This window comes from [Actinomadura] parvosata subsp. kistnae, assembly GCF_900323885.1.
Lineage (GTDB): Bacteria > Actinomycetota > Actinomycetes > Streptosporangiales > Streptosporangiaceae > Nonomuraea > Nonomuraea composti.
Genome location: NZ_OOHJ01000006.1, coordinates 251745 through 266225, shown reverse-complemented (window position 1 = coordinate 266225; position 14481 = coordinate 251745). Strand labels below are relative to the sequence as shown.

Sequence of the window (14481 nt, the reverse complement as noted above, 5' to 3'; positions counted from 1 at the left end):
CATTCATTCAGAACGTCAGCACGCGGAGCAGAATCGTGTGACGGGGGTCACGTTAGCGCCCCATGGTCGACTTCGTCCTCACTTTCCGGGCCAAGCATCTCCGGCCACCCCTGTTGGCCCTTTACTGGCGGCGAGCCTGCTCACCGAGCACGGCGTCCAAGGCTGCGGTGAAGACCGACGGCAGAGCCACCCGCGTCAACAGACCCGGCCGCCGCTCCTTCCATCGCATCCGCGCGGCGGCGGCCAGTGGCATCAACCGGGTCTCCAGCTCTGACTCGCTTTCCGCCGCGGCCACCTCCAATGCCGCCGCCAGCAGTCCCGCAGCCACCAGCGCCGTCCGCGGAGCCATCCCGAAGCGGCCCACCGGCCCCGCCCGGTTCCATCGCTGTCCACCAGCCTCCGCGGCCAGCGCGCCCTGACCATCCAGAGGCGCTTCCAGCAGAGGGAGAACCTCCGGCACCCCCAGCCGGACCAGCATCGCCGTCGCTTTCAAGACCGCGAACCACTGACCGGCACTCACCACCTGGCCTGCGATCAGCGCAGGCCGGTGGTGCGTTGCCGCCTCAAGCACGAGGTGTTGCTGATCAGCAAGTTTGCCACTCACCGAGCTCGTGCTGATCTGGGGGATCGACTGATCGCATACGGTCCCGCTGAGGAGCGCGCCGCACTGCAACGGGGCCGGCATCCGTGAGCGAGAAAGACGCGCAGGCTGGCCGGCGGGACCTCGTCGCACGGCAACGCGGCATCTCGGGCAGAGATCCACCAGCAGCGTCCGATGCACAGGACAAACCGCGGCCCAGCCCAGCTTCCACCAGGCCGGCCACACTCCGCCCGAAGCCGCCAGGCATGTCGGGCATACTCGGCTGCCGAAGAACTGCACCCACTCACGGCCCTCAGCCCGGCGCACCGACCCCTTGTCGCCCACGCGCACGCCTGCCAGATCCAGGACCGAGCCGTCGAACACCTCCAAATGCATCCCACGCACGACCTCGGAGCTCACGCCTGTGGCAGCCTCGACCGCCCCGCACATCTCCGGCGTCGTGAGGACGCCGTACGCCAGTGAACGGACGTCACTCGCCACGCTTACATCCAGCCCCAACGCCTCGACCACCGTCCACGGCGGACATCCGTTCCGCAGGGCCATCCGATCCACCCACGACGCGAACGACTCGCCGGACGCCGGTGCCACCACTAGAGCCAGCCGCCGTGGCCAGACCGCCGCCATACCGCGCCGAACCTCCTGCCGTACACGCCGCTACTGTCAACTTCGATGACGGACTTCCATGTCCACTTCCAGTTGCCGTGACGGACTGTCGTCTTCAAGGTGTGAGCGATCTCGATATTGAGCAGCCCGGTGCTCACGTAATTGACCAGGTCCCGGTCTGATTTCTGTTCTATCCGGTGTTCGTCTTGCCGGGGGTCACGGCGCGCCCGGGGCGTTTGTTCGGGCGGTAGCTTGGTCCGTTCATGAAGACTTGGTGGCTGTTGTTGATCAGCCGGTCCAGGAGGGACTCGGCGACGACGGGGTTGGGAAACAGCGGATACCAGTCCATCGGCTGCCTGTTCGCGGTCAGGATCAGAGACTTGCCGGTCCGTTCGCTGATCAGCTCGTAGAGGTCGTCAGCCTGGGCTGCGGTCAGCTCACGCATCGCGAAGTCGTCGAGGATCAGCACGGCCGGTCGGGCGAGTTCAGCCAGGCGGCGGGCCCAGCTGCGGTCGGCGTGTCCGCCGGCCAGCTCTGCCAGCGCGCGGCTGGTCTTGGCGAAGCGGACGTCGGCGCCGTGGCGGATGGCCAGATGCCCGAGAGCTTGGGCGATGTGGCTTTTGCCAACTCCGACCGGGCCATACAGGACGACCGACTCGCCGGCGTGCAGCCAGCGCAGCGCGGCCAGGTCGCGGATCTGGGCGGCGGGCAGTTTCGGGCTGGCGCCGAAGTCGAAGCCTTCCAGGGTGGCCTGCTGCTCGAAGCGGGCTTTGCGCAGCCGCCGCTGCATGGCCACGCTGTCGCGGCGGGAGATCTCGTCCTCGCAGAGGACTTGGAGAAAGTCGACGTGACCGAGTTCTCCGGCGCGGGCCTGGGCCAGGCGGGCATCCAGGGTGTCGAGCATGCCGCCAAGCTTGAGGGCGCGCAGCGCCTTGTCCAGCGCGCCGGTCTCGATCGCGGTGACGGTGGTCATGAAGGAGCTCCTGTTCGTGGTTCGTGGTGCGCCGCTTCAGCGCGAAGGTGATGGCCGTACTTCGCGGTGAAGGTGCTCACCACGAGCGAGTGATCGGGCAGGTGGTCAGCTGGCGGCTGGTGTGCTGGCGCCGTGCAAGGGGATCACCTCGGCGAACAACGCGTCGGGGCCGTGCAGGAACGCCTCCGCGCCGCCGTCGCCGCGGCCCGCCGGGGCGGGATCGGACTCGGTGCCTGCCACCAGGATGCCCTTGACGGTCCGATAAGAAGGATCACCGACCGCGAGCGCTCTGGCGCAGGCGGCCTCCAGCCGTTGGGGGTCGTGTTTGTCGGCCAGGCCGAGCACGCCCTGGGCAGCTCGAAGCCGATAGAGGGCGCCTTCGGCAAGCAGCACGTTGACCACCTCGATGCAGGCCGGGCCGATCTGTTCGGCTTGTCTGCGGCACCAGGCCGGAGTGCGCTGGTGGAAGGCGACCCGCTCGGGCGGGTAGTCGCCCAGATCGGTCTGTTTGCCTGACAGCTTGCGCGGATGGGTTTTGATCAGCTCGCCGCCGCAGAAGAACTGCACCATGGTCGCGGTGGAGCGGACATCGAGCTGACGGCCCAGATACCGCCATGGGATCGAGTAGAGCACCTTGTCCACGCGGGCATGGATGTCCGGGCCGACCTTGGCCCTGCTCCAGCGTGACAGCACGAACGGCGCCTGCGGCAGCGCCTGCAGCTGCCCGGCCTCGACAGCGTTGAACACCACCAACGGTGCGGCATCGGCCAGCGGCCGGCATGCGCGAGTCCCGGCGACCTCCAGGCACCAGCGCACCGCCTGCTCGCGCATCTCCTCCAGACTGGCGAAGCTGCGGCCGCGCCAGAAGCTGTCACGGATATAGGGCATCGGCCGCTCGACGCTGGCCTTGTCGCGCGGTTTGCGGGAGCGGGCGGGGTCGACCAGCACGCCGTAATGCGAGGCCAGCTCGGCATACGCGCGGTTGATCTTCGGATCATAAAGATCAGGACGATCGACGCCGGTCTTGAGGTTGTCCGGTACCAACCTGGCCGGGCAGCCGCCGAAGAAGGCGAACGCGGCCACATGCGCACTGCTCCACGCCTGCTGATCCATCTTCAGCACGGGGTAGACGAACATGTGCCGGGAGGCGGGCAGCACCATCACGAACGCCTGCACCGTGTGACGGCGACCGCTCCTCGGGTCCGTCCAGCGGCCCAGCTGCCCGTAATCGATCTGCGCCTCGGCGCCGGGTTCGGCCTCGTGCAGACGCAGCACCCGCACCTGCGAAGCCCGTGCTTCCTCGGGCAGGTTCGCGTGCACATAACGGCGCATCGAGGCGATACTGACCGCCAGCCCTTCCTCATCGCGCAGCCGCTGATGGATCGTGGTGACCGTCACCCCCGCCTTGAGCTGCCCGACGATGTAGTCGCGGTGTTGCTCGATGGTCGGCCACGTCACCTGCCGCAGCCGACCGTCGGCCACCTCGGGAAACCACTCCCGCACTCGCGCTGCCCACTCGGCCGAGCTGATCGCCGCGCCGCCCGGCACGATCCCGGCCTCCTCCGCCGCGGCCACGTACTTGCGCACCGTATTACGCGCCAATCCCAAGCTCGCCGCGATCTCGTTCTTCGACCGGCCGGCATGCCAGTGCACCAAGATCTCGGTGATGTCCACCACGTCGAACGTCCTCCTCGCCATCGGCCCCCCGTCCCGTGACGAGGGCAAGAATGCTGATCTTCCGATGACCGGGTCCATCCCGACACGCACGCCCTGACCAGGGTCAATAACGTGATCGTGGTGCTCAATTACGTGATGGCGGAAGCCTCAAACTGATCAATTCCGTGATCGTCGACATTCAAGGCCGCCAGACAGAGGGGTTGGGTGCCTTCCGTAGTGGCTTCCGCATGATCATTTATGTCAATACACTATTGACATGCCGAAGCGGACACTGGTTCAGATCGATAAAACCGCAGGTCAGGAGGCCATCGAGCGAATCGTACAGCGACGAAGGAAGGTAGGAGACCCCGATTTGGCCGTGCTGGAGAGCGTCGACCCGATCGAGCATCCGCTCACCATCGTCCGCCACATCCTCACCTGCCGACGGGTGCCGGACTGGGTTACCGTGCAGGACGTTCTGGATGCTCTGTGGGTCCTCGCCTACGTCCGCCGGCATTGTCCGCACCGTCCTGACGAAGCCGAGAAGCTTGAGCACGAACTCCTGGAGCTGGGGGTGAGGATGCAGATTGCGATGATCCGCATGGCGCCTGCCCTGAACGTCCGTAGTCGGCAAGCGGTTGAGCATCGCCTCTTGCGACACCGGGCGGCCAAGCTGGGCCTGGCCCGTAGCGAACGGGCGGAGCGTGCGCACCGCTTGGGCAGTAGCCGACCCGGCACGACCTCTGCCGAGGCTCGTTGGTACGACCGGCATGCGTTGCCGCTGTGGGAAGCAGCCTCCGAACTGGTCGCCGCCCGGAGCCAATACGACCATCTGATCGATGACGAGCTCGCTGAGAGCATCATCGCCCTGCGACGGGCAGTACGGCAGATGCAGTGGCCGTTGTCGGCGACGCAGTATCCGACGTTGCGGGAGATCGGCTGGTGGATGCAGGAGGTGGTGGACGTGCTCGGGGAACCTCGGTACGCCGCCTTCTGCGAGCAGTTGGGCGAGCTTGTCCCCCGTCTTACTGAGATCACCGCTGAGCACCATCGCGCTGTATTCGGTGATTCCTGAGGGGGCAAGTGACGAGAGGCCAGGTCCGGCTGCTCAGGCGATACCCCGCTCATGAGAAGCCCGGGTGTGCGAGTGGGTAAGAGAGGCCGAAGGACGTCGACAGCTGGTCGTGAGATGGTCATCACCTCGGGCCTGGCACTTGTGGCTGGTGTCGGGGCGGCGCGCCTTGAGAGGCGAGCGACCGCAGGGTTGTGGTGCCGGCTCGGTTCCGCCGATGGTGTGTGAAGCTGAGGGCGGGACGATGAGAGCAGGGTGGGGACGCGGCCGCGCCCGGTTCATGGCCGCGATCGGCGGTAGATGGCTCGCGGGTGCGGCACTGTTTGGAGCGAGGCGGTCGCCGGTCAGTTTGGTCAGCGCTTGAGGGCTGGCCGAGCGCGGAATGCCGGTGAGAAAGAGCAGCACCCAGGAGGAAAGGCCCTCCCCCTCCACCGTCAGGTATCCGTTGCCAGTGAGGTCGGCCCTGTGCCATCGAATCAGGGCCGCCCAGGTCAAGGGCCGAACATCGGGTCGTCTTCGCTGTCCAAGGGCATCAGGGAATCATCGACATGCAGGTGCTGCGGCCGGTGGCTGAGGAGAGCCAGGTTGCAAGGTCATTGGCGTCGTTGGCGTACGTGTCATGGACATCGCGGTCATTCCCATCACAACGCCACCCCCGGCCGTATCCGGACGTCGGCTCGCCGGCACTCATGGCCCCCTGCTGTCATGAACGTGAGCTCATGGCGGCTGCGCGATCAGGTATTGGAGCTCATGCCGCCGTCCCCGCATAGTTGGCGTGTGAAGCCTTCCTTGCAGGTCGCGGTCGTCGGCGACTACGACAAGACGTACACCCCGCACGTGGCCACCGACGATGCGCTGCGTCACGCCGCCGACCACCTCAGAGTGGAGATCGAGGTCCGCTGGCTGGCCACCGAGCCGCTCGAAACGGACCTGTCCGCCGTGCGCGCCGCGGACGTGCTGTGGTGTGCCCCGGGCAGCCCGTACCGCAGTCTGCGCGGCGCGCTTGCCGCCCTGCGGCACACCCGCGAGCACGGCGTCCCGACCCTGGGGACGTGCGGCGGCTGCCAGCACATCATCATCGAGTATGCCCGCCACAAGCTCCGGTTCGAGGACGCGCAGCACGCCGAGTACGACCCCTATGCCTCCAGCCTGTTCGTCACCGAGCTCGCCTGCTCGCTCGCCGGCCGGACCATGCCCGTCACGCTCACGCCCAGCTCCCTGGTGGCCGACGTGTACGGGCGCGAGGAGGCCAAGGAGCAGTACTACTGCAACTTCGGCCTCAATCCCGCTTACCAGAGTGCCCTGCACGAGGGCGGACTGCGGGTGACGGGCGTGGACGACACCGGCGAGGCCCGAGTGCTGGAGATCCCCGACCACCCGTACTACCTGGCCACACTGTTCGTGCCACAGACGAGCTCGTCGCCCGGACGTCCGCACCCGCTGGTCGTGGGGCTGCTGCGCGCGGCGCTATGACGTTCACGCAGCTCAGGATCCTGCAGACGGTCGCACGTACCGGCAACATGACCCGCGCGGCCGAGGAGCTGAACACCACGCAGTCCGCGGTCAGCCATGCGCTGCGCGGCCTGGAGAGCGAACTCGGCCTGGCCCTGCTCGTCAGGGGCAGCCACGGGGTGAGCCTGACCACCGCCGGGCGAGCCGTCTGCCGCCGCGCCACGCTCATCCTCACCCAGCTCGAAGCCCTGGAGCAGGAGGTGGCCGCGGCGCGCGGGCAGGACCGTGGCAGCCTGCGCGTCGGCGCCATCCCCAGCGCCAACGCCCGCCTGCTGCCCCGGATCCTGCGAACGTTCGGCGAGGCGCATCCACACGTGCGACTCACCGTGATCGAAGGGTCGGACGAGGAGGTCCTCGACTGGCTGCAGACCGGGGCCGCCGACATCGGCACCCTGACGGCCGGAGCCGTCTCCGCCAGTGTGCCGGATCTGGTCATGCACCCGCTGGCCGCCGACCAGATGCTGGCCACCCTGCCCAGCGGTCACGACCTGGCCGTACGCCACTCCGTGCCGGTCGCGGACCTGGCCCGGCAGCCGTTCATCATGTCGACGGGCGGATGCGAGCCGCTCATCACGGCGCTCGCGCGGGAAGCAGGCGCGAGCCTGCGCTGCCACTATCGCGTCCGCGACACCAACAGCATCCTCGCCATGGTCGCCGAAGGGCTCGGCGTGAGCATCCTGCCCGAGCTCTCCCTACCCGCTCACCACGCCGGCGTTCACGCCATCCCCTCGAACCGCCCTCCGTGCGCACCATCCTGCTGGCCCTCCCGGCCGACCCGCTGCCTGCGGCCACCGCGCTCCTCGAACATGCGCTCGAAAGGGTCTGAAGCACGCCAGCGCTCTCACCGCAAGCCCTCGGCGCTGTCGCTTCTCAGCGACAGCGTCTTCCATCGGAAACGATCACTCTCGCAGGAGAACCGGCAAACGCTGTCCCTTGTCATCGACAGAGCCAATCCGTGGTCCGTACGCGCCGGCACTGGGCGGGACGCGATGGAGAAGCATGCATCAGTCGGTGACGCACTTGGATGTCCTGGCTGTCCACGGAGCCGAGGGCAACCGGCCCCGTGCACTGTGGCCTCCCTCGTTGGCAACGGGGTCGGGCTCGTCCGTGGCTCTGCCATCAAGTCCGATTGCTGGGTGGGTCCCCTTTGCAGGGGGAGGTGGCGCCGTGCGAGAGCTGGTTCTCGTGCGTTGGAAGCCTGTGAAGAAGCCCTCCTGAAGGAGCCGCATCCCCTTCCGGGAGATGTGCGCCGGGTGGCGTGATGGAAGGTCTCGGGTGATGATTCGTGGCAGGGTCTCATGAGATATTGCTGTGCGCTGTGCGAATAGCTGCCTCGGCGTTCAAGGGAGAACGCTTCCCTCTGGGCGGGTGACACCGTGTGTGGCAACATTCTCCCGTCGGGGTACCACGCTGGTGATAATTATGAGGAGTGCGGTACCATGGCTCTGGACGTGATCATCTTCGCGGATCACCCCAGGTCGCCACGAGTAATAGGTGTAGCGCAAGGTGTAGCAATAATTATTGCACTCGTGACTAAAATGGTAACGAGAAAAGGAACAACGAAATGCTGAAAGATAGTGGGAGCGATATGTATGAAAAAATGTCTGCCGATATCTGCTGGAGCAGGGATAATAATGTGTATGGTGAACGGCCCAAAAACTGTATATCCAGTAGTTGTTGAGACAGGGATAGTCTCAGGGGTAGAAACCAATAGGTCGCAAGGTGTGTCGCATGCTGTTGGGCAGACTATGGAGCCAGGGCGAAAGGCAACAAGGGCGTGCGATCCCTCGCCTGTCGAGCAACCCGCCTGACGGGAGGAGGATCGGGGCGATCCCCTGATCGGGGGAAGAAGTGAGCTGGGAGGCGGGGGGAACACCGACGGGTCAACCGATGGGCGGGGAAGCGGCTAGTCCGGATGAACCCTTCGTGCGGAAGATGAAGATGCCGACACTCCCGTCACGATCCTGGCGTGAGTGCAGGAGATCTGTTAGTAAAGGGACGGAAGTTCCGTCCCTGTGACCGGTCCCGGGATCACCGCGTCCGTCACTCTGCAGAAGGGTCTTCCGTCAACTCGTCGGCATGCACAGGAGAGCAGAGCAATGACCTTCCCCCAACCCGTGGCCTCACGTCCTGTGATGAGCACACAAGAGATCGTGGAGTCGATCCGCCCTCGGCTCAGGCGCGTGATGATCGTGTTGAACAACAAGGGGGGAGCGGGCAAGACGACCACCACGGCCAACATCTCGGCCCAGCTCGCGTCCGCTCTGCACGCCGCCGGTTCGACCAAGCGCGTCCTCGCCATCGACCTCGACCCTCAGGGCAACCTCGGACTCGATCTGGGACATCAGGGCAAGCCTGGTGACGACGAAGGCAAGAGCATCATCGACGTGGTCGAGGGGACCGGGGGGCTCCACATCATCAAGGACGTACGTCCGAACCTCGACGTGGTGCCTGGCGGCAAGAACCTCAAGAGGATCACCGCGTCCATGATCGGCACACGGTCCATCGACCCACGGCGGGAGATCCTCCTGAGTCTGGCCCAAGCCCTCGCCGAGGTCGCCGAGGACTACGAGTGGATCCTCATCGACTGCCCTCCGAACCTCGCCGATCTGCAGCACCTGGCCGCCGTCGCCGCCGAGTACGTGCTCATCCCCGTCTGCTTCGACCAAGGGGCCATTCAGGGCCTGGAGGGCGTCAGCGAGGTCTTCGACGTCGCCTCGCGGCTCAATCCCGCTCTGACCCCGCTCGGCGTCCTGCTGTTCGGCTTCGACCGGCAGAACCTGCGTAAGATCAAGGACGAGGACGGAGAGGTGGTGGGCATCAAGGAGGTCGGGTTCCTCGCGAAGAAGCGCAAGGAGATCAGCGAGGTCCTGGGCGACTCCGGCATCCCCATCTTCCAGACCGTGATCACGCGCGCCGTCAACGTCGCCGATCAATGCCGCAAGCACGGGCGGGTGTTCGCCGAGCTGGCGGACCTGACGGCCGGGGCGGACTGGAAGACCCACGCCAAGCGGCACCAGCTGACGCTGAGCAGCGAGTCGGCCGAGACCTCCGCCATCGAGATGGAGGAAGCGACCGCCGAGATCATCAGCAGGGCTCTGGAACTGGAAGCAGAGGCATACGCGTGACCAGCGAATTCTTCGACGACAAGCCTCCTGCCCCCAAGCTCGGAGGGATGACGCGGGCTCGCGGACGACGCGGCCAGACCGGCCTGTCCGCTCTGGTCGCCAAGGCCGCCGCCCCCAGCCAGGAAGCTTCGGACAAGCCCCAGCAGGCTGCTCCCAGCGAGCCGGCCCCCGTCCCGGTGCCTGACGTGCCGCCCGCTCCCGTCGCCGAGCAGGCGCCTGCCATACAGGACGCGGGGGTGGCGCTGGTGGAGGAGGACGCGGGCGCCGAGCCCGTCCGTGGTTCCGCAGGAGGCGGCGAGCAGGCCACACCCGTGGCGCCCGACCCAGTCGAGGTGGTCGAGGATCGACGGGCCGTCGCGGAAGAGCGGGGGACGGCGCCGCGCGGCGCTGTCACGGAGGAGCGGGAAACGGCACCGCGCAAGGGCGCCGTCACCGAGAAGGCGGCCACGGCGGCGCGGAAGGGCGCCGCGCCAACCGGCGAGGCTCCGGTGACTCCCTCCGAAGCGGGCCGCAAGGCTGTCGCTGTGCCGAGCGTTCCGGTGCCGCCCGCTGCCCGCCCCCTGGCTGCTCCGCTCGCCTCGCGTCCCGCCCCTCGTCCCGCCTCCCGCCCTGTACCGCAGGTGACGGCTGCCACCGTCTCCACCGACTATCAGACGCCGGAACAGGTCAGCATCTACATCAAGCCGGAGGCCAAGGAGCGCGCCAGGGCGACCAGCCGGGCCGAGAGCATCGAGTACGCCCAGCTGGCCATGGACGCCATCGACCACTTCCTCGCCTTGGACATGCTGACCTTCCTGGTCCGTGCCCGCCTGGAGGTGAGCCGCCCCAACGGCTCACGCTTCCCGCCGCGCAGGAACCTGCGGTCGAAGTCCAAGCCGGGCATCCGGCGGGTGTTGTGGCCGGTGCAGTTCCGCCCGGCCGAACTCGAGATCCTCAACGGCCTGGTCAAGGAGACCGGGGCCGAGCACCTGTCGACGCTGGTGTCGGTCGCGGTGGAGGCCTATCTTCTCGACGATGACGACACTTCCGCTGCCGGTGAGGCACATCACGATGTGATGGTGTCGAGAGGTTGAAGCGCGGGGCTCGCGATCGCCGCATGCCCCGCGTGCGGTTGGGCATGACGGTGAGGACGTGCTCGCTTGCAGCGATGGCTCTGCGTGCTGTCGGGCTGAGGGGAGGGTGCCGGTAGAGGGCTTGCGTGCACCGCCTTGTCAGGAGGTCCTGGGCCGGGGGAGAGGTGACCGGGGCAGCCCGAACGGTCGCCGGTGTCGGCGGCTTCGCAGGCGCGACTCGTTCTCGAGGACACAGGTCGAGGGTGCCGCTTTCCACCTCAGGCGAGACTCTTCGATGAGAGCTCGGTGGTACAGACGAACGAAGAACCATTTCCGGCGGCCCAGACGCGTGTGAGCGCGGCGTGTCGGCCGGAGCGCTTTCCTGCTGATCTGGCTGGTGCGCCTGCCCGCGATGGTGGTCACGCTTTCCACCCGGCACTCCCTGCCGTTGCTTGACCAACGCAAGCGATCGATCCATCGTCCCGGCCCGACTGAAAAGGGTTGGCGCTGCTCGCCGATTCGGCACTGACCTGGATGAGCCGCCCGGAGCCGGCGGCGCTGATCGAGTGGCTGCCATCCTGCGCGCCGCGCTGCCGGGCGTGGCCATGCTGACCGCCGCGTTCCTCGCCCTGAGCTGGCTCTTGCCTGCCGGGCTCGGCCTCGGACCAGGGACGGGCCGCAGCGCTGGACATCAGGAAGGAGGACGGGATACTACATCATCGAGACCAAGGACCTGTACGCCGACGCCGGAACGTACCAGACGCAGCTCCGTGACGCCGGGCTGAACGTGACCCTCAGGGTCATCCCCTCGACGCCGTCGTGGGTGGGCTCCATCTTCCCCACCTCCCCCACAGAGCACCGGTACCTCGACGAGATCAAGACCATCGACCAGCCGGGGACCTGCGACAGGATGGGCGGCTGCCCCATCGGGGTGAAGATCCCGGAGAACTTTCAAGGACCCGCCGACATTACGCTCGGGCGCGAGGCCAGGCCCGGCGAACCGTTCGAGAACGGCACCACGATCGAACGGCTTGGGCGAGCCGCTGCACTGCCTGCCCTACATCGGACGGACCGTGGCCGAGGTACGCGGCATGTTGCGGAACGCGGCGTGACCATCCAGAGCTTCGAGGACATGGACCCCGAGTTCGGTGGACGAAGCAGTCGGTTCCGGACTCATGGCTGGTGGAGAATGGCTCCATGACCGAGCCGGGCAAGGCGAGTGTGAAACGGGGAGCCGCCGTCAACACTCACGCCTCCCGTGACAAGACATAGATGACAGCTCGACGAAGGACGCAGTGCTGAACACGGTCGAGCCTGTGCATGTCCGGCGACGATGAGAGAGAGCATATGAAGGTCATCCACGGAAACACTCGCCGTGATCGTGATGGGGTCTCTCGTCGCCGGCGGTACCACGAGCGCCACCCGGGCCGAGCTGGCACCTTCCGTGACCAGGGTCGCTGGATCGGTGACGTTACTGATGGGTGACCGGGGGGAGCGTCGCGGCGAACGGCTACAGGATCGAGCGGGGTCCGGGCAGGAACGTGCGCTTCGACGTGCAGCGCCGCCGGGGCCATCTCCATGTCGTTCCCGCGGACGCGAAACGGCTGCCGCACCGCCCGCGGGGCGGTCTCAGCGGGTGAGCGTGAGGGGGTTGACCAGGTCGGCGTACACCAGCAGGCCGGCCATGACCATCATCAGCAGCGCCACCGCGTACGTCAGCGGCAACACCTTGGCGACATCCACGTACGCGGGCTTGGGCCGCCGGACGGCCTTGGCGTAGGCCCGCTTGATGCCCTCCCACAGGCCGCCGGCGATGTGGCCGCCGTCGAGCGGGAGCAGCGGGATGAGGTTGAACATGCCGATCGCGAGGTTGAAGCCGGCCAGCAGGTTGACGAAGATGGCGACCTTCTTCTCCGTGGACAGGTCGGAGGCGAGGATCTCGCCGCCCATGCGGCCCGCGCCGACCACGCCGACCGGCCCCTCGGGGTCGCGCTGCTCGCCGGAGAAGGCCGCGTGCCAGACGCCGGCCATCTTCTCCGGCAGGTTGATCAGCGAGCCGGCCACCCGGCCGGTCAGCTCGCCCATGTAGCCGATGACCTGGCCGATGCTCTGCTGCTCCATGACCTCGGCAGAGCGCACGCCGAGATAGCCGACGTTCTTGTCAATCTTGGCCGGGTCGTCGAGGTTGGGGCGGTCCTGGGCGATGAGCGTGACGGCGAGCGTCATCGGCTTGCCGTCGCGGAGGATGCCGATCTGTGCGGGGCCGGGGCCGTGGGAGCGGACCAGACGGAGGGCCTGGTCCCAGGAGCTGATCTTGTGGCCGTTGAAGCTGACGATGTGGTCGCCGGGCTTCATGCCCGCCTGCGCGGCCGGGGTGGGCCGGTCGCCGGGTGCGCAGGTGGTGCGCTGCTCGGAGGCGGGGATCACGCAGGTACGGGTCTCGGGCGAGACGATGGGCGCCTCCACGGGCAGGCCGATGCCGACCAGCAGGATGGTGAAGAAGATGAAGGCGAGTACGAAGTTCATGGCCGGGCCGCCGGACATGATGATGACCTTCTGCCACCACTTCTTGCGGTAGAAGACGCGGTCTTCGTCGCCCGGCCGGACCTCTTCCTGGGCGGCGTCGCGGGCCGACTCGATCAGGCCCTGCCACGGGCCGGTCGCCGTGCTGCGCAGCTTGCCCGGCTCGTCACCGGGGCGCGGCGGCAGCATGCCGATCATGCGGATGTAGCCGCCGAACGGGATCCACTTGATGCCGTACTCGGTCTCGCCCTTGCGGCGCGACCAGGCTGTCGAGCCGAAGCCCACCATGTACTGGGTCACCTTGACGCCGAAGATCTTGGCCGGCACGAGGTGGCCGATCTCGTGCAGCGCGATGGAGACCATCAGCCCGAGGATGAAGACGATGATCCCCACGACGTAGAGCCAGTTCATCGGGCCGCTCCGCAGAAGATGACAAAGGGCCCGAACGGCCCGGCTTCGCCCCCAGGGTAGTGGAATCCACCACCGAGGGCGGCCCACCGCGGCTCACGAAGTGGCGGCCCGCCGGTCGGGCGCGAACCGTACGGCAGTCAGCGCGGTGCCGGGGCAGCCGCCTACCTCGATGAGCAGGCCGCCTCTCGGCAGGAGAAGTCTGGGGCGTGTGGGCGGGCGCGTCAGGTACCTGGAGTGACCCCGGCACCCACGAGGATCCGGTTCCAGTTGTTGATCATGCCGATGGCGCCCAAGAGCACGGCGAGCTGCTCCTCGCTGTAGTGCTCGGCCGCCTGCTGCCACACCGCGTCGGACACGACGGCGCGGTCGGCCGGCCGGGTCGCCTCCTCCGCCAGGGCCAGCGCGGCCCGCTCGGCTGCGGTGAACACCGCGGCCTCACGCCACGCCGCCACCATCCAGAGCCGCTCGTCGCTCTCCCCCGCCTGCTTCATGTCCCGGGTGTGCATGTCCACGCAGTACGCGCACCCGTTGATCTGGCTGGCCCGCAGCTTGACCAGCCCCAGCGTCGGGGTGTGGCAGCTCACTGTCGGTAGATGCCGGGGACGAGCTTGGCGACATCGATCCTCTGACTCATCACGACCTCCGCAGCCGTCACGGTTTCCAGGGGGCAACACAGCCCGCCTGTTATGACCGGCACGGAGTCCGGCATGCCTGATGACCACCCAGGACCGCGTCGAGCTTGAGCCCGAGGGCGATGCTCCTTGGGCCGCCCGGGAAGGGGGCACTGCGAGCCGTACAGGCCATCGGTGTGTTGTTCCGCGGACGCCATCGAGCGCTGGAGTTCGGGCTGGCGGCCCACGTCGTGGACGACTACGGCCTGTATGACGCCAACGACCGTCCACCTTGAGGGCACCGGTATCTGCGGCCCGCGGCGGTGCACCCGAAAACCA

At 67.3% G+C, this 14481-nt stretch carries 10 protein-coding genes; 5 read left to right on the top strand and 5 right to left on the bottom strand.

Annotated features, from left to right (window positions below):
- Window positions 1-121: 121 nt before the first annotated feature.
- The 3 genes from KIS93_RS04870 to istA form a co-directional block, all read right to left on the bottom strand.
- Window positions 122-1225: a TniQ family protein gene (locus KIS93_RS04870; protein WP_186403765.1), complete on the bottom strand. Its 1104-nt coding sequence runs from the start codon at window positions 1223-1225 to the stop codon at window positions 122-124.
- A gap of 169 nt (window positions 1226-1394) precedes the next feature.
- A complete protein-coding gene (gene istB, locus KIS93_RS04865) occupies window positions 1395-2177 on the bottom strand; it encodes an IS21-like element helper ATPase IstB (protein ID WP_186403764.1) in 783 nt (260 codons plus the stop codon).
- A 105-nt stretch (window positions 2178-2282) separates the two neighbouring features.
- Entirely contained in the window at window positions 2283-3854 is a 1572-nt protein-coding gene (gene istA, locus KIS93_RS04860) for an IS21 family transposase (protein WP_186403763.1), read from the bottom strand.
- 256 nt (window positions 3855-4110) lie between these two features.
- Between istA and KIS93_RS04855 the strand changes: the two genes are divergently transcribed.
- The 5 genes from KIS93_RS04855 to KIS93_RS04835 all read left to right on the top strand — a co-directional run bounded on the left by KIS93_RS04855 (window position 4111) and on the right by KIS93_RS04835 (window position 10618).
- Window positions 4111-4908 (top strand): hypothetical protein, encoded by a 798-nt coding sequence (locus KIS93_RS04855; RefSeq protein WP_186403762.1) that lies wholly within the window; start codon window positions 4111-4113, stop codon window positions 4906-4908.
- A 774-nt stretch (window positions 4909-5682) separates the two neighbouring features.
- On the top strand, window positions 5683-6378 hold the full coding sequence (locus tag KIS93_RS04850) for a CTP synthase C-terminal region-related (seleno)protein (RefSeq protein ID WP_222107249.1): 696 nt from the start codon (window positions 5683-5685) through the stop codon (window positions 6376-6378).
- Window positions 6375-7679 carry a LysR family transcriptional regulator gene (locus KIS93_RS04845; RefSeq protein WP_186403761.1) on the top strand — a complete coding sequence of 435 codons (1305 nt, stop codon included), beginning with the start codon at window positions 6375-6377 and terminating at the stop codon, window positions 7677-7679. The genes KIS93_RS04850 and KIS93_RS04845 overlap by 4 nt, the downstream gene beginning before the upstream one ends.
- A gap of 924 nt (window positions 7680-8603) precedes the next feature.
- Window positions 8604-9545, top strand: coding sequence for a ParA family protein (locus KIS93_RS04840; RefSeq protein WP_240973824.1), 942 nt, complete (start codon window positions 8604-8606; stop codon window positions 9543-9545).
- Between the two features lie 236 nt (window positions 9546-9781).
- Window positions 9782-10618, top strand: coding sequence for a hypothetical protein (locus KIS93_RS04835; RefSeq protein ID WP_186403760.1), 837 nt, complete (start codon window positions 9782-9784; stop codon window positions 10616-10618).
- Window positions 10619-12226: 1608 nt separating this feature from the next.
- Here KIS93_RS04835 and KIS93_RS04830 read toward each other — a convergent pair.
- Both KIS93_RS04830 and KIS93_RS64590 read right to left on the bottom strand, forming a co-directional pair.
- The gene (locus KIS93_RS04830) at window positions 12227-13531 is read right to left on the bottom strand and encodes a M50 family metallopeptidase (RefSeq protein ID WP_186403759.1); all 1305 of its coding nucleotides are present in this window, start codon (window positions 13529-13531) and stop codon (window positions 12227-12229) included.
- 221 nt (window positions 13532-13752) lie between these two features.
- Complete coding sequence (locus KIS93_RS64590; protein ID WP_246005186.1) at window positions 13753-14115, bottom strand: carboxymuconolactone decarboxylase family protein; 363 nt, start codon at window positions 14113-14115, stop codon at window positions 13753-13755.
- Window positions 14116-14481 lie beyond the last annotated feature (366 nt).